The sequence below is a fragment of the Streptomyces sp. NPDC048419 genome (genome assembly GCF_043200415.1).
Classification (GTDB): domain Bacteria; phylum Actinomycetota; class Actinomycetes; order Streptomycetales; family Streptomycetaceae; genus Streptomyces.
Window position 1 is genome coordinate 97,685 of the sequence record NZ_JBICXT010000011.1, and the last position, 25,076, is coordinate 122,760.

The 25,076-nt window shown below is 71.1% G+C and carries 23 protein-coding genes and 1 riboswitch; of the genes, 13 read left to right on the forward strand and 10 right to left on the reverse strand.

Going from position 1 to position 25,076, the window contains the following annotated elements; all coding sequences use genetic code 11:
- Positions 1-121 precede the first annotated feature (121 nt).
- The 3 genes from ACGFYN_RS23305 (at position 122) to ACGFYN_RS23315 (ending at position 4,059) form a co-directional block, all read left to right on the forward strand.
- Complete coding sequence (locus ACGFYN_RS23305) at positions 122-781, forward strand: LuxR C-terminal-related transcriptional regulator (RefSeq protein WP_393867929.1); 660 nt, start codon at positions 122-124, stop codon at positions 779-781.
- A 277-nt stretch (positions 782-1,058) separates the two neighbouring features.
- Positions 1,059-2,987, forward strand: a complete 1,929-nt coding sequence (locus ACGFYN_RS23310; RefSeq protein ID WP_393867749.1) for a 2-oxoacid:acceptor oxidoreductase subunit alpha — start codon at positions 1,059-1,061, stop codon at positions 2,985-2,987.
- A complete protein-coding gene (locus tag ACGFYN_RS23315; protein WP_393867750.1) occupies positions 2,980-4,059 on the forward strand; it encodes a 2-oxoacid:ferredoxin oxidoreductase subunit beta in 1,080 nt (359 codons plus the stop codon). Before ACGFYN_RS23310 ends, ACGFYN_RS23315 begins: the two co-directional genes overlap by 8 nt.
- 10 nt (positions 4,060-4,069) lie before the next feature.
- On the opposite strand, the gene ACGFYN_RS23320 is transcribed toward ACGFYN_RS23315, so the two are convergent.
- The gene (locus tag ACGFYN_RS23320) at positions 4,070-4,468 is read right to left on the reverse strand and encodes a winged helix-turn-helix transcriptional regulator (protein ID WP_393867751.1); all 399 of its coding nucleotides are present in this window, start codon (positions 4,466-4,468) and stop codon (positions 4,070-4,072) included.
- Positions 4,469-4,559: 91 nt separating this feature from the next.
- Here ACGFYN_RS23320 and ACGFYN_RS23325 point away from each other — a divergent pair, with 91 nt between their 5' ends.
- The 4 genes from ACGFYN_RS23325 to ACGFYN_RS23340 all read left to right on the forward strand — a co-directional run bounded on the left by ACGFYN_RS23325 (position 4,560) and on the right by ACGFYN_RS23340 (position 8,105).
- Entirely contained in the window at positions 4,560-5,414 is an 855-nt protein-coding gene (locus ACGFYN_RS23325) for an SDR family oxidoreductase (RefSeq protein WP_393867752.1), read from the forward strand.
- A gap of 145 nt (positions 5,415-5,559) precedes the next feature.
- Complete coding sequence (gene rarD, locus ACGFYN_RS23330; RefSeq protein WP_393867753.1) at positions 5,560-6,510, forward strand: EamA family transporter RarD; 951 nt, start codon at positions 5,560-5,562, stop codon at positions 6,508-6,510.
- Positions 6,511-6,560: 50 nt separating this feature from the next.
- On the forward strand, positions 6,561-7,019 hold the full coding sequence (locus tag ACGFYN_RS23335) for a VOC family protein (RefSeq protein WP_393867754.1): 459 nt from the start codon (positions 6,561-6,563) through the stop codon (positions 7,017-7,019).
- Between the two features lie 138 nt (positions 7,020-7,157).
- On the forward strand, positions 7,158-8,105 hold the full coding sequence (locus ACGFYN_RS23340) for a M28 family metallopeptidase (RefSeq protein WP_393867755.1): 948 nt from the start codon (positions 7,158-7,160) through the stop codon (positions 8,103-8,105).
- 8 nt (positions 8,106-8,113) lie between these two features.
- On the opposite strand, the gene ACGFYN_RS23345 is transcribed toward ACGFYN_RS23340, so the two are convergent.
- Positions 8,114-9,580 carry a tetratricopeptide repeat protein gene (locus ACGFYN_RS23345; protein ID WP_393867756.1) on the reverse strand — a complete coding sequence of 489 codons (1,467 nt, stop codon included), beginning with the start codon at positions 9,578-9,580 and terminating at the stop codon, positions 8,114-8,116.
- A 254-nt stretch (positions 9,581-9,834) separates the two neighbouring features.
- Here ACGFYN_RS23345 and ACGFYN_RS23350 point away from each other — a divergent pair, with 254 nt between their 5' ends.
- Complete coding sequence (locus ACGFYN_RS23350; protein WP_393867757.1) at positions 9,835-10,350, forward strand: DUF6668 family protein; 516 nt, start codon at positions 9,835-9,837, stop codon at positions 10,348-10,350.
- A 28-nt stretch (positions 10,351-10,378) separates the two neighbouring features.
- On the opposite strand, the gene ACGFYN_RS23355 is transcribed toward ACGFYN_RS23350, so the two are convergent.
- The 5 genes from ACGFYN_RS23355 to ACGFYN_RS23375 all read right to left on the reverse strand — a co-directional run bounded on the left by ACGFYN_RS23355 (position 10,379) and on the right by ACGFYN_RS23375 (position 15,950).
- Complete coding sequence (locus ACGFYN_RS23355) at positions 10,379-11,257, reverse strand: ABC transporter permease (protein WP_393867758.1); 879 nt, start codon at positions 11,255-11,257, stop codon at positions 10,379-10,381.
- Complete coding sequence (locus ACGFYN_RS23360) at positions 11,244-12,218, reverse strand: ABC transporter ATP-binding protein (RefSeq protein ID WP_393867759.1); 975 nt, start codon at positions 12,216-12,218, stop codon at positions 11,244-11,246. Before ACGFYN_RS23360 ends, ACGFYN_RS23355 begins: the two co-directional genes overlap by 14 nt.
- A 46-nt stretch (positions 12,219-12,264) precedes the next feature.
- Positions 12,265-13,503: an outer membrane lipoprotein carrier protein LolA gene (locus ACGFYN_RS23365; RefSeq protein ID WP_393867760.1), complete on the reverse strand. Its 1,239-nt coding sequence runs from the start codon at positions 13,501-13,503 to the stop codon at positions 12,265-12,267.
- A gap of 267 nt (positions 13,504-13,770) precedes the next feature.
- Positions 13,771-14,784 (reverse strand): CHRD domain-containing protein, encoded by a 1,014-nt coding sequence (locus ACGFYN_RS23370; RefSeq protein ID WP_393867761.1) that lies wholly within the window; start codon positions 14,782-14,784, stop codon positions 13,771-13,773.
- Positions 14,785-14,939: 155 nt separating this feature from the next.
- A complete protein-coding gene (locus ACGFYN_RS23375; RefSeq protein WP_393867762.1) occupies positions 14,940-15,950 on the reverse strand; it encodes a polyprenyl synthetase family protein in 1,011 nt (336 codons plus the stop codon).
- A 707-nt stretch (positions 15,951-16,657) separates the two neighbouring features.
- A riboswitch (cyclic di-AMP (ydaO/yuaA leader) is annotated at positions 16,658-16,863 on the forward strand.
- A gap of 4 nt (positions 16,864-16,867) precedes the next feature.
- Here ACGFYN_RS23375 and ACGFYN_RS23380 point away from each other — a divergent pair.
- Complete coding sequence (locus ACGFYN_RS23380; RefSeq protein WP_393867763.1) at positions 16,868-17,350, forward strand: transglycosylase SLT domain-containing protein; 483 nt, start codon at positions 16,868-16,870, stop codon at positions 17,348-17,350.
- 17 nt (positions 17,351-17,367) lie between these two features.
- On the opposite strand, the gene ACGFYN_RS23385 is transcribed toward ACGFYN_RS23380, so the two are convergent.
- From ACGFYN_RS23385 to ACGFYN_RS23395, 3 genes are all read right to left on the reverse strand, one after another.
- Positions 17,368-18,207 carry an HAD family hydrolase gene (locus ACGFYN_RS23385; RefSeq protein WP_393867764.1) on the reverse strand — a complete coding sequence of 280 codons (840 nt, stop codon included), beginning with the start codon at positions 18,205-18,207 and terminating at the stop codon, positions 17,368-17,370.
- Between the two features lie 132 nt (positions 18,208-18,339).
- Positions 18,340-19,542, reverse strand: coding sequence for an NAD(P)-binding domain-containing protein (locus ACGFYN_RS23390; RefSeq protein ID WP_393867765.1), 1,203 nt, complete (start codon positions 19,540-19,542; stop codon positions 18,340-18,342).
- 71 nt (positions 19,543-19,613) lie between these two features.
- Positions 19,614-20,861 (reverse strand): ATP-grasp domain-containing protein, encoded by a 1,248-nt coding sequence (locus tag ACGFYN_RS23395; protein WP_393867766.1) that lies wholly within the window; start codon positions 20,859-20,861, stop codon positions 19,614-19,616.
- A gap of 238 nt (positions 20,862-21,099) precedes the next feature.
- Here ACGFYN_RS23395 and fahA point away from each other — a divergent pair, with 238 nt between their 5' ends.
- The 4 genes from fahA to ACGFYN_RS23415 all read left to right on the forward strand — a co-directional run bounded on the left by fahA (position 21,100) and on the right by ACGFYN_RS23415 (position 25,073).
- Positions 21,100-22,335 carry a fumarylacetoacetase gene (fahA, locus tag ACGFYN_RS23400; RefSeq protein WP_393867767.1) on the forward strand — a complete coding sequence of 412 codons (1,236 nt, stop codon included), beginning with the start codon at positions 21,100-21,102 and terminating at the stop codon, positions 22,333-22,335.
- Between the two features lie 590 nt (positions 22,336-22,925).
- Complete coding sequence (locus ACGFYN_RS23405) at positions 22,926-23,867, forward strand: M56 family metallopeptidase (protein ID WP_393867768.1); 942 nt, start codon at positions 22,926-22,928, stop codon at positions 23,865-23,867.
- 148 nt (positions 23,868-24,015) lie between these two features.
- Complete coding sequence (locus tag ACGFYN_RS23410) at positions 24,016-24,804, forward strand: GntR family transcriptional regulator (RefSeq protein WP_393867769.1); 789 nt, start codon at positions 24,016-24,018, stop codon at positions 24,802-24,804.
- A 41-nt stretch (positions 24,805-24,845) separates the two neighbouring features.
- Positions 24,846-25,073, forward strand: coding sequence for a ferredoxin family protein (locus ACGFYN_RS23415; RefSeq protein WP_393867770.1), 228 nt, complete (start codon positions 24,846-24,848; stop codon positions 25,071-25,073).
- Positions 25,074-25,076: the final 3 nt, after the last annotated feature.

Here is a 25,076-nt window from a genome sequence, read left to right on the forward strand (position 1 = left end):
CTGCGCTGCACACTTTCCCGCTGATTCCCGCTCCTCCGGCGCAGTCCGGTCCGAATGCTGGAATGCTGGACTACTGGCATACGGAATCGGGCTGGGGGGACCGGACATCGTGGAGGACAGGGTGCGGGTGGTCATCGCCGAGGATTCAGTTCTGCTCAGGGAGGGGCTGACCCGGCTGCTGACGGACCGCGGGCACGACGTCGTCGCCGGAGTGGGTGACGGGGACGCGCTGATCAAGACCATCACCGAGCTGGACGGGCAGGGCGAACTGCCGGACGTCGTGGTCGCGGACGTGCGGATGCCGCCGACACACACGGACGAGGGCGTGCGGGCCGCGGTGCAGCTGCGCAAGGCGCATCCGGGGCTCGGCGTGCTGGTGCTGTCGCAGTACGTGGAGGAGCGCTACGCCACCGAACTGCTGGCCGGTTCGAGCCATGGCGTCGGCTATCTGCTGAAGGACCGCGTGGCCGAGGTCCGGGAGTTCGTGGACGCGGTGGTGCGGGTGGCCCGGGGAGGCACGGCACTGGACCCGGAGGTGGTCGCGCAGCTGCTCGGCCGCAGCCGTAAGCAGGACGTGCTGGCGGGGCTGACGCCCCGGGAGCGGGAGGTCCTGGGGCTGATGGCCGAGGGGCGGACCAATTCGGCCATCGCGCGCCAGCTCGTGGTCAGCGACGGCGCCGTCGAGAAGCACGTGAGCAACATCTTCCTGAAGCTAGGGCTCTCCCAGAGTGACGGGGATCACCGGCGTGTTCTCGCGGTACTCACCTATCTGAACTCATGACGGGCTGACACTGGGTCAGAAGACGGCCGTTCGTCCGTCGCTCGGCCGTCCGTCCGGATCACGGCCAGCCCTAGAACCGAACAAATGCGGGGAGCGTCTTCAAGGGCAGCGCCGGGGGGCGGGAAATCATGACAAGTCTGGGTGTCACGGCGTCTCGGATTCGTGTCCATCATGCGAATGGCCACGGGAAGGCGACCCTAAGCGACGTAGGGTTGATCCTGGGAGGGCCTGCGGGAAGGCCGGTCCCGGACAGTCGCCTCGAGGGAGGTCCAGTTCAGTGACCAGCCAGGTCAGCAGGACAGCGGAGCAGGCAGACGGAACCGTCGTCGGAGAGCAGCGCGAGCCGGTCGGGACAAAGGACGTACGCAGGCTGGACCGGGTGATCATCCGGTTCGCGGGTGACTCCGGTGACGGGATGCAGCTCACCGGTGACCGCTTCACCTCGGAGACGGCGTCCTTCGGAAACGACCTGTCCACCCTTCCCAACTTCCCGGCCGAGATCCGGGCCCCTGCCGGGACCCTGCCGGGTGTCTCGTCGTTCCAGCTGCACTTCGCCGATCACGACATCCTCACCCCGGGTGATGCGCCGAACGTGCTGGTGGCGATGAACCCGGCGGCGCTGCGGGCGAACCTGGCCGATCTGCCGCGCGGCGCGGAGATCATCGTGAACACGGACGAGTTCACCAAGCGGGCGATGCAGAAGGTCGGCTACAGCGCCTCTCCGCTGGAGGACGGCTCGCTGGACGGCTACAGCCTGCATCCGGTGCCGCTGACGACGCTGACGGTGCAGGCGCTGAAGGAGTTCGACCTGTCCCGCAAGGAGGCCGAGCGCAGCAAGAACATGTTCGCCCTCGGCCTGCTGTCGTGGATGTATCACCGGCCCACCGAGGGCACGGAGAAGTTCCTGCGCACCAAGTTCGCGAAGAAGCCGGAGATCGCCGAGGCGAACCTGGCGGCGTTCCGGGCGGGCTGGAACTTCGGGGAGACGACGGAGGACTTCGCGGTCTCCTACGAGATCGCGCCCGCCACGACCGCGTTCCCGGCGGGCACCTACCGCAACATCTCCGGGAACCTGGCGCTGGCCTACGGTCTGATCGCCGCCTCCCGGCAGGCGGACCTGCCGCTGTTTCTGGGCTCGTACCCGATCACGCCGGCCTCCGACATCCTGCACGAGCTGAGCAAGCACAAGAACTTCGGGGTGCGCACCTTCCAGGCCGAGGACGAGATCGCCGGGATCGGCGCGGCGCTGGGCGCGGCGTTCGGCGGCGCGCTGGGGGTGACCACCACCTCCGGGCCCGGCGTGGCCCTCAAGAGCGAGACCATCGGTCTGGCGGTCTCGCTGGAGCTGCCGCTGCTGGTCATCGACATCCAGCGCGGCGGGCCCTCCACCGGATTGCCGACCAAGACCGAGCAGGCCGACCTGCTGCAGGCCATGTTCGGCCGCAACGGCGAGGCCCCGGTCCCGGTCATCGCGCCGATGACGCCGGCCGACTGTTTCCAGGCGGCGCTGGAGGCGGCCCGGATCGCGCTGGCCTACCGCACCCCGGTGATGCTGCTCTCGGACGGCTACCTGGCCAACGGCTCGGAGCCCTGGCGCATCCCCGAACTCGACGAACTCCCGGATCTGAGCGTGCAGTTCGCGCAGGGCCCGAACCACACCCTGGCCGACGGCAGCGCGGTCTTCTGGCCCTACAAGCGCGACCCGCACACCCTGGCCCGCCCCTGGGCGATCCCGGGCACACCGGGCCTGGAGCACCGCATCGGCGGCATCGAGAAGCAGGACGGCTCCGGCAACATCTCCTACGACCCGGCCAACCACGACTTCATGGTCCGCACCCGCCAGGCCAAGATCGACGGCATCGACGTGCCGGACCTGGCCGTCGACGACCCGCACGAGGCCCGCACCCTGGTGCTCGGCTGGGGCTCGACGTATGGGCCGATCACGGCGGCGGTGCGGCGGCTGCGCGCGGCCGGCCGGTCCATCGCGCAGGCCCACCTGCGCCACCTCAACCCCTTCCCGCGCAACCTGGGTGACGTCCTGGGGCGCTACGACAAGGTGGTGATCCCCGAGATGAACCTCGGCCAGCTCGCCACCCTGATCCGGGCGAAGTACCTGGTGGACGCCCACTCCTACAACCAGGTCAACGGAATGCCGTTCAAGGCCGAACAGCTCGCCACGGCTCTCAAGGAGGCCATCGATGGCTGAGACGTCCACGGAAGGCACGGGCACGATCGAGGCGCTTTCTCTCGTCCCCAAGGCCGAGGCCCGCCAGTCCATGAAGGACTTCAAGTCCGACCAGGAAGTGCGCTGGTGCCCGGGCTGCGGTGACTACGCGATCCTGGCCGCCGTCCAGGGCTTCATGCCGGAACTGGGCCTGGCCAGGGAGAACGTCGTCTTCGTCTCCGGCATCGGCTGCTCCTCCCGCTTCCCGTACTACATGAACACCTACGGCATGCACTCCATCCACGGCCGCGCCCCGGCCATCGCCACGGGACTTGCGACCTCGCGCCGCGACCTGAGCGTGTGGGTGGTCACGGGCGACGGGGACGCGCTGTCCATCGGCGGCAACCACCTCATCCACGCCCTGCGCCGCAACGTCAACCTCAAGATCCTGCTGTTCAACAACCGGATCTACGGCCTGACCAAGGGCCAGTACTCGCCCACCTCCGAGGTCGGCAAGATCACCAAGTCGACGCCGATGGGCTCCCTGGACGCGCCCTTCAACCCGGTCTCCCTGGCGATCGGCGCGGAGGCCTCCTTCGTCGCCCGCACCATCGACTCCAACCGCAAGCACCTCACCTCGGTCCTGCGCCAGGCCGCCGCCCACCCCGGCACCGCCCTGGTCGAGATCTACCAGAACTGCAACATCTTCAACGACGGCGCCTTCGAGGCCCTCAAGGACAACCAGCAGGCCGAGGAGGCCGTGATCCGCCTCGAACACGGGGCCCCGATCCGCTTCGGCGCCGACGGCGCCCGCGGCGTGGTCCGCGATCCGGCGACCGGCGACCTGAAGGTCGTCACCGTGACGCCGCACAACGAGGCCGACATCGTGGTCCACGACGCCCACGCCGCATCCCCGACCACCGCCTTCGCGCTGTCCCGGCTGGCCGACCCCGACACCCTGCACCACACTCCGATCGGCGTCCTGCGCTCCGTCGACCGGCCCGTCTACGACACGCAGATGGCCGACCAGCTCGACACCGCCGTCGAACAGCACGGCAAGGGCGACCTCGCCGCCCTCCTCGCCGGCGGCGACACCTGGACCGTCGCCGGCTGACGGAACGGGATCAGGAGGAGGCGGCGGCACCCCGGCGGGTGTCGTACGCCTCCCGCGCGTCCTGCACCGCGCCCATCCGCTTCTCGGTCCACAGCGCCAGCCCCCGCACCTGCTCCGCCGCCTCCCGGCCGAGGTCGGTCAGGGAGTAGTCGACCCTGGGCGGGATCACGGGCTTGGCGTCGCGGTGCACCAGTCCGTCGCGCTCCAGGGTCTGCAGGGTCTGGGTGAGCATCTTCTCGCTGACGTCACGGCCGTAGCCGCTGATGGCCCGGCGCAGTTCGCTGAAGCGGTAGGGGCGGTCGAGGAGTTCGATCAGGACCAGGACGCCCCAGCGGCTGGTGACGTGTTCCAGGACGAGCCGATAGGGGCACATCGCCTCGACGACTGCCTCGGTTCTACTTACTGCCATGCCAGTACCTTACTTCAAAGTTGGTACTTTCCAATAGTTAGCGCATCTCCTAGGGTAAGTGTCATTCGCACCCCACAAGGAGTTCTGCATCATGAGCATCGTCGTCACCGGCGCCACCGGACACCTCGGCCGTCACGTCGTGGAACAGCTGCTGGAGAAGGTCCCGGCCGAACAGATCACGGCGGTCGTACGGGACGAGGCCAAGGCCGCCGACCTCGCCCGGCGCGGGGTGAAGCTCGCGGTCGCCGACTACAACAGCCCCGAGACCTTCGGCAGCGTCTTCTCCGCCGGGGACAAGGTGCTGCTCGTCTCCGGCAACGAGTTCGACAAGGGCCGCGTCGGCCAGCACAAGGTGGTCATCGAGGCCGCGAAGGCCGCCGGTGTCGCACTGCTCGCCTACACCAGCGCCCCGGGCAGCCTGACGGCCGCGCTCGCCGACGACCACCGCGGCACGGAGGAGGCCCTCCTCGCCTCCGGCGTGCCCTACGCGCTGCTGCGCAACGGCTGGTACCACGAGAACTACACCGAGAACCTGGCCCCGGTCCTGGAGCACGGCGCCGTCGTCCAGGCCGCCGGCGAGGGCCGCATCTCCTCCGCCTCGCGCGCCGATTACGCGGCCGCCGCGGTCGCGGTCCTGACCGGCGAGGGCCACGAGAACAAGACGTACGAGCTGGGCGGCGACGAGGCCTGGGGCTTCGCCGAGTACGCGGCCGAGCTGAGCCGGCAGACCGGCAAGGAGATCGCCTACAACCCCGTCCCGGTCGAGACCTACGCCGGCATCCTGACCGGCGCCGGGCTGCCCGGCCCGTTCGCCGCGATCCTCGCGGGCGTGGACGCCTCCATCGAGAAGGGCGAACTGGTGGTCTCCACCGGTGACCTGTCCCGGCTGGCCGGCCGCCCGACCACCCCGCTCGCCGACGCGATCGCCGCGGCGGTCAAGGGCTGACGGACCGGCGCCGGCTCCCTCGGCGGCCCGCCGGGCACGCCACCCCTGCCTGTCATGACCGTATGGCGATACGGACATGACAGGCAGGGGTGCTTGGCGCTACCTTCTGCCTGGCACGCGTGTGCGACAAGGCGAGGAGGGGGCCGTGAGCGGGAAGTCGGGTGGCGAACGCACGGGACTGCTGAACGGCGTCGCGGCATACGGGATGTGGGGCCTCGTCCCCCTCTTCTGGCCGCTGCTGAAGCCCGCCGGCGCGGTGGAGATCCTGGCCCACCGGATGGCCTGGTCCCTCGTCTTCGTGGCCGTCGCGCTCCTCGTGACACGGCGCTGGGCCTGGGCAGGCGAGCTGCTGCGGCAGCCGCGCAGGCTGGCGCTCGTAGCGGTCGCCGCGGCCGTCATCAGCATCAACTGGGGCGTCTACATCTGGTCCGTGAACAGCGGGCACGTGGTCGAGGCCTCGCTCGGGTACTTCATCAATCCGCTGGTCACCATCGCCATGGGCGTGTTGCTGCTGAAGGAGCGGCTGCGGCCCGTGCAGTGGGTGGCGGTCGCGACCGGCTTCGCCGCGGTGGTCGTGCTCACCGTGGGGTACGGGCAGCTGCCGTGGATCTCGCTCACGCTCGCCTTCTCGTTCGCCACGTACGGGCTGGTGAAGAAGAAGGTCGCGCTCGGCGGGGTGGAGTCGCTGGCCGCCGAGACCGCGATCCAGTTCGTGCCCGCGGTCGGCTATCTGCTGTGGCTGTCCTCGCAGGGCCGGTCGACGTTCGCGACGGAGGGCGCGGGGCACGGGGTGCTGCTCGCGGCGACCGGAGTGGTCACCGCGATTCCCCTGGTCTGCTTCGGGGCTGCGGCCATCCGGGTGCCGTTGTCGACGCTCGGGCTGCTGCAGTATCTGGCGCCGGTGTTCCAGTTCCTGCTCGGGATCCTCTACTTCCACGAGGCGATGCCGGTGGAGCGGTGGGCCGGGTTCGGGCTGGTGTGGGTGGCGCTGTGCCTGCTGACCTGGGACGCGTGGCGCGCCGCGCGCAGGCTCGGCCGGGTCCGCCGGCCGGCGCGGGTCGAAGCGGCGCCCGCCGCCGCGGTGGACGCGGGCTGAAAGATGCCGACCGGCACGCGCAAGGTGCCGACGCCGCATATAAGTGGTTCATGACAGAAACTCCCGTGCACTGGAAACTCGTCATCGACGCCGCCGATCCGCATGCGCAGGCCGAGTTCTGGGCCGCCGCGCTCCGCTACGAGGTGGAGGACAACGCCGCGTTCATCGAACGGCTGCTGGAGCTCGGGGCGTTGCCGGACGCGGCCACGGTCGACTTCCACGGGCGTCGTGCCTTCCGGGATCTGATCGCCGTACGGCATCCGGACGACCCGTACGACGCGGAGAAGGGGGTCGGGCTCGGGCGGCGGCTGCTGTTCCAGCGGGTGCCGGAGCCGAAGAGCGTCAAGAACCGGCTCCATCTCGATCTGCACCCCGGCGAGGGGCGGCGGGACGGCGAGGTCGAGCGGCTGGAGGGGCTCGGGGCGAGCGTGCTGCGGCACGTGAAGGAGCCGGCCGGGGAGTGGGTGGTGATGGCGGATCCGGAGGGGAACGAATTCTGCGTCGCATAGACGCGCGGCTCGGCGTCCGGTATGTGAACCGCCTGTCCTGATACCGCTCTTGACGCGTAGTTAGTAAAGAGTTCACCATCCTGGGACCCCATTCATTGCGGAATCCCCGTGGTTCCCAAGGAAATCGGAGCCCCCCACATGAAGTTCTCCGTTTCCGGGCGTACGGCTGCCACCGGTGTGGTCGCAGCCGCCGTCTCGACTGTCATGCTCCTGACCACCGGGTCGACGGCCGGCGCGGCACCCGCGCCGGCCGCGCCCGACATCCCGGTGGCGAACGTCAAGGCCCACCTCGCCCAGCTCCAGTCCATCGCCACCGCCAACGGCGGCAACCGCGCACACGGCAAGGCCGGTTACAAGGCCTCCCTCGACTACGTGAAGGGCAAGCTGGACGCGGCCGGATTCACCACCACCGTCCAGTCCTTCACGTCCTCGGGGAGCACCGGCTACAACCTGATAGCCGACTGGCCGGGCGGGGACGCGAACCACGTCGTGATGTCCGGGTCCCACCTGGACAGCGTCAATGCCGGGCCTGGCATCAACGACAACGGCTCCGGCTCGGCCGCCGTCCTGGAGACCGCGCTCGCGGTCTCGCGGGCCGGCTACAAGCCCACCAAGCACCTGCGGTTCGCCTGGTGGGGCGCGGAGGAGCTGGGCATGGTCGGCTCCCGCAACTACGTGAACGGCCTCTCCACCGCGAACCGCTCGAAGATCAGCGACTACCTGAACTTCGACATGATCGCCTCACCCAACCCCGGCTACTTCGTCTACGACGACGACCCGGCGATCGAGAAGACGTTCAAGGACTACTTCACCGGCCTGAACATCGCCACCGAGCCCGAGACCGAGGGCGACGGCCGCTCCGACCACGCGCCGTTCAAGAACGCCGGCATCCCGGTCGGCGGCCTGTTCAGCGGCGCCGACTACATCAAGACGGCGGCGCAGGCCACCAAGTGGGGCGGTACCTCGGGGAAGGCCTTCGACCCCTGTTACCACCGCTCCTGCGACACCTCGTCCAACATCGACGACACCGCCCTGGACCGCAACAGCGACGCCATCGCGCACGCGGTGTGGGAGCTGTCCTCCTAGCTCGCCTGCTACTGGGCCGACTTGCGGGCGCGTTCCGTGAGCCGGCCCATGCGGGCGCGGGCCGACTCCAGCTGCTCGATGTCGTCGGCGGCCGGGCCGTCCTCGGCGGTGAGCTCGGTCCACAGGCCGATCAGATCGCGGCCCAGTTCCAGGCCCAGCTGCGGGTCGCGCACGGCACGCCACGCGGAGGCCGCGCTCTGGACGTTGCCGTAGGCGGCCTCGGCGTCCCGGGTGCGCCGGCGGATCCGGGCGAGATCCAGCGAGAGCCGGAAGGAGCGCACCGGGTCCCCCGCCAAGTAGGCGATGTACGCGGTGAGTTCGCGCAGCCGCAGCACCTCGTCGTGGTCCGGTCCGAGCGTCGCCGACGCCTCCCCGACCGCGCCCTCGGCCAGTCCCGCCGCCGTCTCTATCCGGCCCGCCTTCACGGCCTCGTTGATCTGTGCCATCGGCTCGACGAGGAAGCTGGTGGTGGCCGGCGGTTCGTCGCCGAGCACGGCCTCGGCCACGGCGTCGAAGCCGCGGGCCGGGGTGGGCTTGGGGTCGGGGTCGGCGGCCGGGTCCAGGTCCGGCGGCATGATGGTGAGGGAGGTCGACGGGCGCGCGGGTGCGGGTTCCGGCCGCGGCGCGGGTGCGTCCTCGGGTTCGGGGTGGCGGTGCGGCACCGCGTCCATCGGCGGGGGCGGGCCGAACTCGCCCTTCGGTGCCGCGACCGTGCCGGGGGCCCGGTCCTGGACCTGCTCCGGCTCGGGCACCGCGCGCAGCGCGAACGTCGGCGAGACGCCTCCCGACTCCCCCGGCTCCGGAACGGCCCGCAGGGGGAACGTCGGCACGTTCTCGCCCAGCGGCTGCGGCTCCGGCACCCCTCGCAGCGGGAAGGTCGGCGCGGTCTCCCGGTGAGGTTCGGAGGCCGCCCGCAGGACGTGCGTCGGCTTGTCGCGCCGGGGCTGTTCGGAGTCGGCCTCGGACTGCCGCGGTTCCTCGGCGGCCGCGGGAGCCTCCGGCTCGGCGGGCGGCGCGGGCGGCAGCGGCGAGGGGGCCGGGAACGAGGACGGCGCCGGTGACGGGGCCGGAAGCGGCGCCGGAGCGGGCGGCGGAAGCGGCGCCGGAGCGGGCGGCGGGGGCGGAGGCACCTGCACCGCCTTGGCCGGGTCCGTCGTAGGGGCCATCTGCGCGGGCTCCGCCGTGAAGCCACTGGCTCCGTCGGTCTCCACCTGGAGGTGGACGACGTAGCCGATCCGCTCGTCGTGGACCGTGACCCGGACGGGCCGGCCGGTGGCGAGGGCGATGCGCGTGAGGTGGTTCAGGACGGCCTGCTGGATCTCCTCGCCGGCGGCCGCCCCGACGGGCACACCGCCGACCCAGGCGCCCACCGGTCCTGCCGCGGGGACCCGGACGTCGATCGGTGCCGCCGCAAGGGGCGCCGAGCCCGCGACGTGGTTCTGTTCCCGCTTCTTGTCGCGGCTGAGTCGAGACATCGCTTCCCTCACTCGGATGCGTCGGGGAGTCCATGGACGGCGCGTCCGGCTTCCATGGTGCTCCCTCCCGCCGTCGGACTTCCGCTCCCCCGGCGTCAAGATCCGGTTCTGCACGTACTGTCGAGTCTCTCCGGTCGCTCCCGGTTCTCACGTCACCGTGGCGTCACAGCATCGTCCCAGGTGCTGCGCACGCCCTCGCGTGACCGTACCGGTGTCATGAGGATCAGGGGGCGTGACGAGGGAGGAGAGCGGGCATGCGGACGGATGTGCAGCAGGGACCGGAGATATGGCTCCGCGGCCCGGTCGCCGTACCTGGACCGGGACCGCGGGAGAGCGCCCATGCCCACGCCACCGCCCGGCGCTATTCCTTGGTCGGCACCCACGGCGGCGCCGGCGTCACCACCCTCGCCGCCGTCTTCGGCGGTCACGACTGCGGCCGTGACTGGCCGGGCCCCGAGGACGCAGCGTCCGTGCTGCTCGTGGCCCGTACGCACGCGTCGGGGCTCGCGGCCCTGCTCCGTGCCCTGGAGGTGTTCCGGCTCGGGGAGGCCCCGCCCGGGCTCGACCTCGACGGCGTCGTGCTCGTCGCGGACGCGCCGGGGCGGCTGCCGAAGCCGCTCGACAAGCAGGTCCGGCTGATCGAGTCGATCATCGACGTGTACCGCGTGCCCTGGGTGACCGACTGGCGCCTGGGCGACCTGAGCGGCCGGCCACCCCGCGAGACGGAGTCCCTGGCCCGGCTCACCGGAGCGGCCGAACGCCGCCGGTGACCGGCGGGCCGGGGCCCGCACCCGGCCTTCAGGCCGTGATGTCCTTCGTCGTGAACCGTGCCCATGCCGCCGAGCCGAACACCGCCGCGTACAGGGCCTGGAGGCCGAGGTTCCTGGTCAGGTCGTCCCAGTACACCGGCTCACGCATCAGGTCGGCGAAGGACAGCCAGTAGTGGGAGAAGAAGTACGGCTGGATGGCGTGCAGTTGGGGGATCTGGTCGAGGATCTGGACGGTGATCAGCAGTCCGACGGTGGTCGCCATCGCCGCGATGCCGCTGCTGGTCAGCGTCGAGACGAACAGGCCGAGGGCGGCGACGCCCACCAGGGACGCGGCGACGACCAGGGCGATCAGCAGGGCCCGGCCCAGGCCCTCGGCGAAGCTGATCTGGGTGCCCGAGATCGTCGTGAGATCGCCGAGCGGGAACAGGACGGCTCCGACCGTCAGCGCGGAGACCGCGACGACGAGGGTGGCCACCAGGCAGAAGGCCATCACCGTCGCGTACTTGGTGAGCAGCAGGCGGGTGCGGCCGGCGGGGGCGACCAGCAGATAGCGCAGGGTGCCGGAGTTCGCCTCGCCCGCGATCGCGTCGCCCGCCACGACACCGATCGCCATCGGCAGGAAGAACGGCAGCGTCGCGGCCAGCGCGGTGAAGACCAGGAACAGGCCGTTGTTGGTGATCTGCGAGATGAACGCCGGGCCTCCGCCGCCGTCGCCCGGGCCGCCACCGGCCGTCGAGCCGTCGCTGGTCTCGATCTTGACCGCGATGCCGACCAGGATCGGCACGGCCGCCAGCACGGCCAGCAGCGCGAGCGTGCGCCAGCGCCGGAAGGTGATGAGCAGCTCGCTGCGCAGGAGCCCGAAGGTCCACAGCGGCCGCGGTGCGCGCAGCGCCTCAGCCTGCGACATCGAAACCCTCCCCCGTGAGTGCCACGAACGCGTCCTCCAGGGAGGCCCGCTCCACGCCGAAGCCCCGGACGCGGACGCCTGCCTTCACCAGCGCGGCGTTCACCTCCGCGAGATCGCGGTCGGGCGGTTCGGCGGTCACCCGGTCCTCGGCCGCCACGACGTCGGCGGCGCCCTGCTCCTTCAGCACCCGGGCCGCCTCCCCGGGGTCGGGTGTGGTGACGACCAGCCGGCCGCGCACCCCCGCCGACAGGTCGGCCACGGGGCCCTGGGTGATCAACCGGCCCTGCGTCATCACCGCGGCATGGGTGCAGACCTGCTCGATCTCGTCGAGCAGATGCGAGGAGAGGAAGACGGTCGTGCCGTCGGAGGCCAACTCCCTGACCAGGGAGCGGATTTCACGCATGCCCTGCGGGTCGAGGCCGTTGGTCGGCTCGTCCAGCACGAGCAGCCTGCGCGGCTGGAGCAGCGCGGCCGCGAGACCGAGGCGCTGCTTCATGCCCAGCGAGTACGCCTTCGTCTTCTTGCCGGACGCCGCCGTCAGGCCCACCCGGTCCAGCGCCGCCGCCACCCGGGCGCGCCGGGTGCGGGGATCGGCGGTCGGGTCGGCGGCGTCGTAGCGCAGGAGGTTGTCGCGGCCGGAGAGGAAGCCGTAGAGGGCCGGGCCCTCGATCAGCGCGCCGACGTGCGGGAGCACGGCACGCGAGGCGCGCGGCATGGGCCGCCCGAGTACGCGCGCCGTGCCCGACGTGGGCTCGATGAGCCCCATCAGCATGCGGATGGTGGTGGTCTTGCCCGAGCCGTTCGGACCGAGGAAGCCGAAGACGCTGCCCGCCGGGACGGTCAGGTCCAGGCCGTCGACGGCGAGCTGCCCGCCGCGGTAGCGCTTGGTGAGCCCATGGGTGGCGATGACGCCGTCACCCGGCTCCCCCTTCTCCGGCTCCGTGGCGGACGCATCGCCCATCGGCTCCCTCGATTCGTCGTACGTGTACGGCGGTTGCCCGCGCCGTCTACTTCGCCGCGTCGGCGGCCTTCACCAGGGCGGCCTTGTCGACCGCACCGACGTAGACCTTGCCGTCGTCGGTGATCAGGGCGTTGATCAGGCGGGTCTTGAAGACCGTGCCCGAGCCGAACTTGCCGGAGACCTTGTCGCCGAGCGAGTCCAGGAAGCCGCCGAACTGGCCGCCGGCCTCGGAGCCGGACGGCACGCCCTTGCCGCCGGTGTCGAAGGTGGCGATGGAGTTCCAGCCCTTGCCGAGGACCTTCATCCCGTCGGCGCCCTTGGCGAGGTCCTTACCGGACCCGGGGGCCTGGTCGGTGCCCTTGAGCTCGTGCCCGGCCCTGCCGTGCCCGGCCCTGCCGTGCCCGGCCTTGTCGTCCTCGGTGACCTTCGCGCCCTTCGGCGGGGTGAAGTCGAAGGTCGAGGAGCTCGGCCTGGCGAAGCTGACCTGGGTGAAGCCGGCGTCGATCACGGCGGAGCCGCCGCTCGACGGCGTCAGCGTGAACTTCAGCGGCATCCCGGTCTTGGCGTCGACGGCGACCGTGATCTGGCCGACGGTCGAACCGGACTGCTTCGGCTTCACGACCAGCCGGTAGGCGTCACGCCCCGCGACCTGGGCGGTGCCCTGGACGGTCACGGAGGTGGTGTCGTCGACCGACTTCAGTGCCTCCTCGGTGAAGTCCTTGGGCGTGGCCGGGACGTCCCGCTTCTGCTGCGCCTTCGCGCTGCCGGAGGCGGTGGAGTGGTAGACCTCGTTCGACTGGCTGTCGTAGCCCCAGACGTCCTTGCCGTTGTGGATGAGGCTGTACTCCGCCGCGTTCTCCAGCAGCGACACCTTCTGCCGGTCCGGGCCGTCGGACGCGACGCGCAGGGTGTGCGTGCCGGTGGCGAGCTCGGTGATCTTGGAGCTCGGGTCGGCGGACGAGCCGTCGCCCGACTTGGTGGCGCCGGACACCGGGCTGTTCTCGAGACCGCCGAGGTCCGGCAGGCCCAGGTCCGTGCTGATCTTCACCGTGCCGGACATCTGCTGCACGTCCGACTTGGCGATCTTGTCGATGAGTTGCTGCGCGCTGATCTTCGGCAGGTCGGGGTCACCGGAGTCGGCGAGGGCCGGGACGAGCCCGATGGTCGCCGCCGCCACCCCCACCACCGCGACCGGGACCACGTACCGCGCGGCCTTGCGCCGGCCCGCGCGGAGGTCGTCGGCCTCCTCGGCGATCGTGCTCTCGTCGGATTCGTTCGGTGCCATGTGTGCGCTACCTCCGTCGTCGGCGGCGGCCTGTCCAACTCACGTGCTGCTGTTGTCCACCCCGTGCCGCCATTCTCACCCGAATCGGTGAGGAGTGGTGATTTCCGTGGTTTCCATCTGACCAAATTCGCCAGGAGGAAGCGTCAGACCGGGGATTCAACTCCGTGTACGCCTGGGGTATGACGCGAGAGGGCGGCGCCTCCCCCGACCCGTAGGGGTCGTGCGGGGCAGGCGCCGCCCGGGACGGGTCTCCGTCAGCGGTTCGCGTCAGTTCCGCAGGAAGACGTAGTCCGCCTGGTAGGGGACGCCGGTGACGGTGCCGGGCGTGCAGGAGCCGGACGGGGCGGTTCCGCCGACGGTGTTGAGCCGCAGGATCTCCGCGGTGTCCGCCAGCAGACCGTGGTGCCTGCCCGACGGCGCGGCCTTGAGGTCGAGTTCGGGAATGTTGCCGTCGCCGTTCGGCGTCTTGGAGAGGACGGCCCCGGTCACCGCGCTGCCGTCCGGCGCGATCCACTGCGGCGTACCAAAGTTGGGCGCGACGAAGCTGTGCCGGATGCCGCCGCCGAGCAGGGCGTCGACGTCCCGCTGGGCGAAGGCGTAACCGCCGCCGTCGACCGGCTTGCACTCGTAGATCTGCTTGCCCTTGACCACCGACGCCTGGAAGTTGTGCAGGGCGCTGCGGAAGTCGAAGCCGGCGACCGTGACCTTGTGGAGCTGGCCGCGGACGGCTCCACCGGGGAACTCGGCGGTGTGCAGGTTGGCGTAGAAGGAGCCGGGGTCGGACGTGAGGGCCGCGAGCAGGCCGGGGTCGCCGACCTTCACGGTCCCGACGACGCTGTGCCGCCTGCCGTCCTTCAGCAGGCCGGTGAAGTCGACCTTGACGCCGCCGTTGCTGCCCTTGGCGCCCTGGTGGATGTGGAGCATGGTCGGCCTGCCGGTGCCGCGCCAGGTCACGGCGACGGACACCCTGTCCCCCTTCACCTTGATGAACTCCAGTGCGGCGCCGTCCTTGTCCCCGACGGCCGGTCCGCCCGCCACGGGAACCTCGTCGGCTCCCCGGAGGCTGGTGGCGAGAAGGGTACCCCCGGTGCCACCGGACACGGTTCCGCTCTGGCTCACGATGCTCTGCCCGCCCATGCCGCCGGCGTGCCCCGCGTGGTCGGCGCGGGTGCCTCCGGCGGCGAAGGCGGGAATCACCGCGGGGGCGACACCGCCGGCGGCGGCCACCGCGACAGCGGTGACGATCAGGCTCCTACGGCGCTTCGAGAACGTCGCATTCATGCCCATGATGATGTTTTCTCCCCGTAGACCGGCCGACACCCCCTGCGTCGGCCTTCTGTGTATGACTACGGAATGGATCTCAGATTGGACTCAGTCCAGAGTTGTGACCTGTCTCACGGTGCGGACGGACATCGCCTCGCGCTGCCAGGGCCGGCTCAGCCCGCCCGGTGCACCACCGCGTCGCACATCTCCATCAGCGCCAGCTTCGCGTCGCACTCCCTCAGCGGGGCCAGCGCCGCACGCGCGTCCTCGGCGTAGCGCACGGTGTCGCGGCGGGCCTGCTCCAGCGCGGGGTGCTCCCGCAGGCCGGCCAGCGCCTCCTCGAGCCGCGCGTCGTCGCTCAGATCGGAGTCCAGCAGCTCGCTCAGGGCGATGTCCTCGGCCAGCCCCAGCCGCGCCGCCCGCTCCCGCAGCCGCAGCACCGGAAGGGTGGGGATGCCCTCGCGGAGGTCGGTCCCCGGCGTCTTGCCGGACTCGCGCGACTCGGACGCGATGTCCAGCACGTCGTCCGCCAGCTGGAAGGCGACCCCGAGCCGCTCGCCGTACTGCGTCAGCACGTCCACGACCGTCTCGTCGGCGCCCGACATCATCGCCCCGAAGCGGCACGACACGGCCACCAGCGAGCCCGTCTTGCCGCCCAGCACGTCCAGGTAGTGGTCGACCGGGTCCCGCCCGTCCTGCGGCCCCGCGGTCTCCAGGATCTGCCCGGTGACCAACCGCTCGAACGCCTCGGCCTGCACCCGGACCGCCTCGGGCCCGAGGTCGGCCAGGATGTGCGAGGCGCGCGCGAACAGGAAGTCGCCGGTGAGGACCGCGACCGAGTTGCCCCAGCGGGCGTTGGCGCTGTCCACGCCGCGCCGCACCGCGGCCTCGTCCATCACGTCGTCGTGGTACAGCGTCGCCAGGTGGGTCAGCTCCACCACCACGGCCGAGGGCACGACACCCGGCGCGTACGGGTCGCCGAACTGCGCGGCGAGCATCACCAGCAGGGGACGGAACCGCTTGCCACCCGCCCGCACCAGATGCTGGGCGGCCTCCGTGATGAAGGGGACCTCACTCTTGGTGGCTTCGAGCAAACCCTCCTCGACAGCCGCCAATCCGGCTTGGACATCGGCTTCCAGAGCCTGGTCCCGCACGCTCAGCCCGAACGGCCCGACGACGGTCACGAGGGGTCTCCTGTCTGCTGGTGTCTACCTGCGGTTCACGCGGTTTGTCGATAGGTCGCTGACATCACTCAAGTCAGCGTATCCGGTCACCTTTCGATCACCCATGCCGCCCACCCGTCCACCACGGGCGGTATCGGATCACGACCAGTATGTTTTTGATCGCCTCATATGAGCGGATATCTATCGACTTGTCTACCGGCGCATCGGCCGGCCCGGCGGGAGGCGGCGGCCCGTGTCCCGAGGGCTCTCGTGACATCACTCCTCCAGAGGACGACCGCCCTGAGAACGATCTGCACCACATGAGAGGTTCCGTCCCGGCCGACATATGGCCGAGCGGCTTGGGATCGACGGCCATATTTCGTCCCTTTTCACATTCAATGAGGCGATCTGCGCCGAGGTCGAAGACGCCGAAACGATGGCCCGCCACCCGACTTGAGGACGCCGGGATCCCACGGGCGGCTGGTTGAACATGAGTTGGGCTCATTGCCCGATTTGCCTCCCTTATGGACGCCAGTGAGTTGGGTCACGTCGGCCCCTGATCCGACGGTCATTCAGCTACCCCCGTTCTTCCGTCGCCCACACACCAGTTGAGGATTGGCGGCAGCAAAGGATCAAGCGCCCCATAAGCCTCAGACCAAGGTCAATAGGCATGGTCTGTGAATCCGGCACTTGTTCCGGACATGTGCTCTCGCATACGTTCCCGGCCAGTCGGGCAGACGCCGAATCCTGCCGCAGCCCGGCCGACCCATCGACGAACTCACTCGCACGGCAGGAGCGGGGGACCCAGGTAAGTCGCCGGACCGGGCACCGTCCCGGACCGGCTCGGGGTGAAGCCGCGCCGCCGCAAGGCCGCGCGGCCGGGCAGCTCCCGCCCGAACCCGACAGCTCACCTCGCAGGCGCCGGAGAGGAACCCCCCATGTCTGCTGCCGCTCAGCATCGCCGTCCCAAGAACTCCCGCCTCGCCCGCAAGCTCGCCGTGGTCGGCACCGGTGCCGCCGTTCTCGCCCTGCCGGTCCTCGGCGCGACCAGCGCCTCGGCTGCCACGCCGACGACGCTCACCGCGACCTCCATGGGCTACACCGACAACCTCGACGGCTGGATCCGGGCCTCGCTGCAGGTCATGTCGCAGCAGGGCATCCCCGGCTCGTACGACGGCATCTACCGCAACATCATGCGCGAGTCCTCGGGCAACCCCGCCGCCATCAACAACTGGGACTCGAACGCGATCGCCGGCACGCCCTCCAAGGGTCTGCTCCAGGTCATCGACCCGACCTTCCTCGCCTACCACGTGCCCGGCACGCAGCTGAACCCGTACGACCCGGTCGCCAACATCACCGCCGCCTGCAAGTACGCGGCCGCGCGCTACGGGTCGATCGACAACGTCTACGGCGCCTACTAGGACCTGCCGAAAAGGCCCTAGAGCTCACCCGTCCCGCTGAGCTCCTCCACCCTGAAGAACAGTCGCTCGAGGACGACGGCGATGCCGTCGTCCTCGTTCGACAAGGTGATCTCGTCGGCCACGGCCTTGAGTTCGGGATGGGCGTTGGCCATGGCGACGCCGTGCGCCGCCCAGTCGAACATGGGGATGTCGTTGGGCATGTCGCCGAAGGCGATGGTCTCCCGCGGCCCGAGCCCCAGGTGCGCGGCGGCCAGGGCGAGGCCCGTCGCCTTGGTGATGCCGCATGGCTGGAGTTCGACGGTTCCGGGTCCCGACATGGTGACGGTGGCCAGCGAACCCACCACCGAGCGCGCCGTCGACGCCAACTCGTCGTCGGACAGGTCGGGATGGCGCAGCAGCACCTTGCTGATGGGCGCGCACCACAGGTCGTCGCGCCGGTCGACCCGTACGGCCGGCAGCGTGGGGTGCGGCATCAGATAGCCGGGCTCGATGAGCGTGAGTCCCTCCACTCCGTCCTGGTCGACGGCCGCGTACACCTGGCCCACCTCGGCCTCGATCTTGCCGAGGGCGGTCTCGGCCAGTTCCCGGTCCAAGGTGACGGACCACAGCAGACGGTCCGCGCCGGCGTCGTACACCTGCGCGCCCTGTCCGCACACCGCGAGCCCCGTGCTGCCCAGGTCGTCGAGGAGCGGCCGCACTCTGGGGGCCGGCCGGCCCGTCACGACCAGGTGCCGGGCGCCGGCCCCGGCCACCCGCGCGAGTGCGGCGAGGGACCGGTCGGACAGCGTGTCGTCGCCTCTGAGCAGCGTGCCGTCCAGGTCGGTGGCGATGAGTGAATATGCGGTGGGTGCGGCCATGATCAGAGAATACGGACCGGACGCGCCGCCGACTCATCGCGAACCGGACGACCACGGTGCCCACCGCGCCCTCCGCCCAACTCCCTTGCCTCCGCCGGTCCTTCACTCCTGCCCGGTACTCCGGGCCCCGGTCTAACCATGAGCTGCCGCCAGGTGCGCGGCCAGCCTCGGCGAGGCGAACTCCGTGCCGCACACGAAACGCATCACCGGTCCGTACGACGCCGCCGCCGGCAGGCCCGTGAAGTACAGACCCGGGACCGAGGAGACGTATCCCGCGCCCAGTCTGGGCGTGCCCCGGCTCACCGCCAGCCGGGTGCGCAGCTCGTGGCCGAGGAAGTCCATCGCCGCGATGTCCACCCGGTAGCCGGTGGCCGCGATCACGTGGTCCGCGGCCAGCTCCTGGGTGCGGCCCGCGTGCGTGCGGGCCGTCAGCCTCGGGCTGCCGTCGGACGCGTCCGCCCGCACGATCCGGTCGACCTCGCTGACCTGCACCTTCCCCTCGAAACGGTCGCGCAGCCAGCATGCGCCGAGCGGACCGAGGACGCGGCGCACCAGGTAGTGGCGGGCCCCGGCCGGGAGGTAGCGGTAGGGGTGCGGGTAGTAGCTGAGGGCCCACAGGGACCAGGCGCGGCCGAAGGGCGACTCGGGGCGCAGCTTCGGCTGCTGCCACGGCGGCGATCCGAAGGCGACCTTGCCGCGGCCGCGCGAGACCACCCGCACCTGGGCGCCAGCCTCCGCCGCCAGCGCCGCCGTCTCCAGCGCGGACTGCCCGGCGCCGACGACGATCAGGTCCTGGCCGGCGTAGCGCGAAAGGTCGTGCTCCTGGGAGCTGTGGGAGACCGGGCCCGTGGGCGCCGGTCCCTCCGGCACTGCCGCGGCGAGCTCCGGCGGCACATGCGCCAGGCCGGACAGGCCGGTCGCCACGACGACCGCGCGGGCGGTGAACAACTCCCCCGAGTCCAGCTTCAGTTCGAAGCCGCCGCCCCGGTGGCGGTCCACCGAGACCACCCGCACCTGCTCCAGTTCGGGCACGAGCCGGTCCCGGAACCACTCGCCGTAGCCGATGAAGCTCTCGATCGGGATGATGTCCTCGTCCGTGACCAGCCGCCTGATGCCGGCGGCCGCGCAGTAGTCGACGAGGTTGTGGCCCTGCTGGGGGGCGTCGATGCTGGAGGCGACCGGAGTCGACTTCAGGAGCATGCCCGCGGGCATGTGGTCGCGCCAGCTGACCATGGGGTCGCCGAAGACGCGCACCGGGATGCCGCGGGCCTTGAGATGGGCGGCGGTCGACAGGCCGAACGGCCCGGCGCCGATGACTGCAACCGGTTGCATCACGAAGTCCCTCCCCAGGACGTCACTTCGCCACTTCGTGTCCGGGCTCTCGCAGCTGGTCGGGGTCTGGTCGGCTAGCTGCTCGAACCGGTGCTGCTGCCACGGCGGTTGGTCCGCCACAGCTGAAACAGATGCTTCGCGCCCGGCCGCACGAAGCGCGCGAGCATCGTGAGGAACGGCAGCGGGTCGTCACCCGCGAGCCAGGCCAGCTCCGTCCCGCTCGCGCGCGCCGGTGCGTGCGGCGTGGTGTAGCCGCTTCGGCGGTAGGCGAGCAGGGCGGGCAGGTCGATGTTCTCCACGATGTACCGGTGGCCGGCCCGCTGTTCCCCCTCCGGAACAGGGCGTCCGGTCAGATTCAGGTGCATGGCGCGGACCACGTCCACCCCCGACTCGTTCTCGAAGAGTCGGAACTGGGCGCCCATACGCGGGTTGAAGTCGAGGAGCTTGTACTGGCCGTCGCGCCGGTCGAAGCGCAGGTCGAGGTCGATGATGCCGGTGAAGCCGATCTGCTTGATGAAACGACCGGCGAGGTCGGCGAGTTCCGGATTGTCGACGACGTACGCGTTCGCCGTCATGCCCGCGTGCGGCGGCCAGGAGCGCACCTTCACTCCGGTGAACATGGCGAGCGGGGTGGAGTCCTGGTCGAAGTAGGCGTGCACGATCCAGTCCTCGGCCTCCTCCCTCGGCAGGTACTCCTGGAGGATCACACCGGGGTGCTCACCCCAGTCGCGGGCGAGGCGCAGCAGGCCGTCGCGGGTGGCGATCCGCGTCGTGCCGTTCACCGCCGGCTGCCTGCGCCGCAGGAACGCCTCGCGGTTCTTGGCCACCACCGGGAAGCGGGCCTTCTCGGCGAAGGTCACGATGTCGTCGTACGACTGCGGGAACGCGGCCGTCGGGCTCGGGATGCCGTGCTCCGCGCACAGTTCGTGCAGGCCCTGCTTGCTCGCGAGGCGGCGGGGCAGGGCGGGGTCGACGGGCGGGAAGAGGAAGCTGCCGGCCAGCGCGTCCTGGTGCTCGGCGATCAGGACGGCCGCCTCCTCGTCGGTCGGGACGAGGACCGTGGGACGGCCGATGCGGCGGCCGATCCGGATCAGCCCCTCCACCAGGTGGTCCGGGTCCTCCGTGCCGGTGGTCGGCCAGACGAAGGCCTTCTTGAGGTAGCGGGAGGAGGCTGCGGGTGTGTAGCGGTCCTCGGTGATCGCGTACATGGGCACGCCGAGGCGGCCCAGGCTGCGGATCGCGCCGACGCCGCCGTGGTGCAGCGGGTAGTCACCGATCTTGACGATCAGACCGGGCACATCACGGTCGGCGTCAAATGGCACACTGCCGCTGCTCCTGGCCACGGGTCCCCCCACGCGTCCCCCCTACGGACCGGACCCACCCCGTCCGTGTCCCCCAAAGGACGCTAAGCCGGAATTAGGGCCTCCCACAAGGCCAATTCGGACATTGCAAACTCTTTAGACACTGCCCAAGCGGGCAACTCAGCCGTAACGTGTGGCCCGGCCACATGACGGCCCGTGACAGAACGCTCGCGACCTGGTGAGAGTGAGGCAGCACCCCATGCCCCCCTTCGATGTCCCCGAGGGCGACCCCTTCGGACCCCACAACCTTCCGTACGGCGTCTTCTCGCTCGGCGATCCGGCGCAGCGGACGGTCGGCGTCCGGCTCGGCGACCACGTCCTCGACGCGGGCGCGGCGGCGCTGGCGCTCGGCTCGCCGTACTCCTCCCTGCTCGCGCGGCCCTCGCTCGGCACGCTCCTCGCCGCGGGCCGCACCGCCTGGTCGGACGTACGGCGCGCGCTGACGGCGTGGGTGACGGTGCCGGCGCACCAGGAGGCCGTCGCCCCCTTCCTGCACCCGCTGTCCTCGGTGACGCTGCACCTTCCGTTCGAGGTCGCGGACTACGTCGACTTCTACGCGTCCGAGAACCACGCCCGCAACGTCGGCCAGATCTTCCGCCCCGACGCGGCGGACTCGCTGACCCCGAACTGGAAGCACCTGCCGATCGGCTACCACGGGCGGTCCGGCACGGTCGTGGTCTCGGGCACGGACGTCGTGCGGCCGTCCGGGCAGCGCAAGGCTCCGGCCGACGCGGTGCCCGTCTTCGGGCCGTCCGTCCGCCTGGACATCGAGGCCGAGGTCGGCTTCGTGGTGGGCGCGCCCTCGCCGCATGGGACGCCGGTGGCGCTCGGCGGCTTCCGGGAGCACGTCTTCGGGTTGTGCCTGCTCAACGACTGGTCCGCGCGCGACATCCAGGCCTGGGAGTACGTCCCCCTCGGCCCGTTCCTCGGCAAGTCCTTCGCGACCTCGGTGTCGGCCTGGATCACACCGCTGGACGCGCTGGAGGACGCCCGCGTGGCGCCACCGGAGCGCACGCACCCGCTGCTGCCCTACCTGGACGACAGCGAGGACGCAGGCGACGAGCCCGGCGGCTACGACCTGCGCATCTCCGTCGCGCTGAACGGCCATGTCGTCTCCGAGCCGCCCTTCTCCACCATGTACTGGACGGCCGCGCAGCAGCTCGCTCACATGACGGTGAACGGCGCCTCCCTGCGCACCGGCGACCTGTACGGCTCGGGCACGGTGAGCGGTACCGAGCCGGCCCAGCGCGGGTCCCTGCTGGAGCTGACCTGGAACGGCCGGGACCCGCTTGAACTCCCCGACGGCAAGCGGACGTTCCTGGAGGACGGCGACGTCGTGACGCTCTCGGCGTGGGCACCGGGGCCGGGCGGGATCCGGGTGGGACTGGGTGAGGTGAGCGGACGGATCGTGGCGGGTCCGCGTCCGCGGGAGTGAGGGGGGCCACGTCCGCGGGCGCGAGGGCGCCACGTCCGCGGGAGCGAGGGGACGGAGCGTGACCGGGGCCCCGGGAGTGAGCGAACGGAGCGTGACCGGGCCACGGTAGTGAGCGGGCGGGTCGGGGTGCGTGTGCGGTCCGGAGTGAGTGTCCGGACTGGGGTGAGCATGCGGGCGTGAGCGGGTAGTTCGCGACACGCACGCGGGCGTGAGGGTGGTGGGACGAGCGGGGGGCGCGGCGGATGCGCCGGGTCGGGCCGTGGGGCGGGGTGCGTGTGCCGGGCGGGGTGCGTGGGGCGGGCGCGTCGTGGGGCGGGGCGCATGCGCCCGGCCGGGCCTTGGGGCTCGACGTATGGTGCCTGGTCGGGGCGGCCGGTCGGGGCAAGGGCGTTGAGGTGGGCCGGAGTTGCAGGGTGTGACCGCTGCCGCACGGGACGTACGGGGTCCTCTTCGTCTCCTGACTCCCGCGCCGTTCGCCGTCATACTGGCGGCGGGCGTCACCGGCGCCGAGCCGCAACGCCCCGCCGCAGCACCCCGCCGTAGCACCCACCGCACCGCCCCTCCTCCGACCAGGATCCGGAGACCGTGGCATGACCGTCTGCCTGCTCCTGCTGAGCGTCGTCGCCCTGATGGCCGCCGTGCCGGTTCCGCGCGCGCTGGTACGGGCCGCGTGGCCCGAGCGGGAACCCGTGGTCGCGCTGTGGGTGTGGCAGTGCCTGGTCGCCACCGTCCTGCTGTGCTGTCTGACGGCGCTGGTGCTCGGCGCGGCCGCCGTCTTCCACACCTTCCGCGACCACGTCTTCGCACCGGCACCCCCGGCCGTGACCGCGGCGTACGACCTGACCGCCGCCCCGGCCTGGGCCGCCGCCCTCACCGTGCTGCTGGCCTGCGGCGCCGCCTGGACGACGGCGATGCTCGCCCGCGAGCTCGTCGAGGCCCGCCGGCACCGCGGCCAGACCCGGGCGCACCTGCGCGAACGCGCCCCCGAACTGCCCGCGGGACTGGAGGAGGCGGCGCGCGGTCCGCTGCTGGTGCTGGAGGACGAGTACCCCGACGCCTGGTGGATGCCGGGCCACCCGCCCCAGCTCGTCGTCACGACGGGCGCGCTGCACCGTCTCACCGACCACCAGCTCGACGCCGTCCTCACCCACGAGCGCGACCACGCCCGCGCCCACCACGACTGGCTGCTGCACCTGTCGAGCGCGCTGGCCACAGGCTTTCCACGAGTGCCGCTGTTCGCCCACTTCTGCGAGCAGACGCACCGGCTGGTGGAACTCGCGGCGGACGACACGGCGTCGCGGCGGTGCGGCCATCTGACCACCGCGCTGGCCCTGATCGAGCTGAACCAGCACCGCGGGGTCCTGTCCTGCGCCTCCAGCCGCCGGCTCCTCGGCGAACGGGTCGACCGTCTCCTGCAGCCCCCGCCCCGGCTCGGCCGCCGGAACCGCGCCCTGACCACGACGGTCGCCGCACTGGTGCCCCTGCTGCCGCTGCTGATCATGTTCGCGCCGGGACTGACGGCACTGGGCTGAGAGACCCGGCCGCCGTACCGTCGAGGTTGTGGCAGATCTTACATTCCCACCGCCGTTTTCCCTGGTCAGAGCCCCATCTGACACCCCGGCAGGTGGCGCAACACCGCTGCAACACTCCTTTCCCTACCGACTCGGTATGGTTCGAAACATGCCACCCAGCGACCGCATCCGAGACCACGCCGGCCAGGGCGCGACCACCGTCGCCGCCCACCGCGCGCGGCGCCGGCTGCGCGCCGACCAGGCCAGGCAGCTCGCCGATCTGCTCCGCCACCAGCTCCTGGCCGGCGGCTTCCCCGACGGCACCCTCCCCCACGAGACGGCCCTCGCCACGGACTACCGCGCGACCCGCAACACCGTCCGTCAGGCCCTGGACCTGCTGAGGACGGAAGGTCTCGTGGACCGGCTCCCCGGAGTCGGCACGGTGGTCGTCGGCCAGAAGTACCCGCACGGCCTCGACCGCCTGATGGGCCTCGCGGAAACCCTGCGCGAACACGGCCGGGTCACCAACGAGGTCCGCACCGTGGGCCCCGCCTCCGCACCGGCCCCGGTCGCCGAACGCCTCAAGGTCCGCCCCGGCACCGACGTCCTCTACATCGAGCGCCTGCGCCGCCTGAACGGCCTTCCCCTCTCCCTCGACCTCACCTACATCCCGCTCGACATCGGCACCGCCCTGCTCGGCGCCGACCTGGAGAACACCGACGTCTTCCGCCTGCTGGAGACGATCACCGACCAGCCGCTGGGCCATGCCGAGATCACCCTGGAGGCGGTCAGCGCGGACACCCACTCCGCCGCCGTACTGGAAGCCCCGCACGGCGCGGCCGTCCTGATGCTGGAACGGCTCACCCACCTCGCCGACGGCCGCCCCGTCGACCTGGAGTTCATCCGCTTCCGCGGCGACCGCATCACCATGAGCGGCCTGCTGCACCGCTCCCTCTGACTCCCCGCCTCCCATCAAGCTCGACCTTCCTGGAGACAGCCATGCCTTTGGTGCCCCAGCGGGCCGACGTGCCCGTGACCATCGACGAGTCGAAGTGCATCGACGGCTGCACCCTCTGCGTGGACATGTGCCCGCTGGACTCCCTCGCCATCGACGACAGCACCGGCAAGGCCTACATGCACGTCGACGAGTGCTGGTACTGCGGCCCGTGCGCGGCCCGCTGTCCCACCGGAGCCGTGACGGTCAACATGCCCTACCTGCTCCGGTGAGAG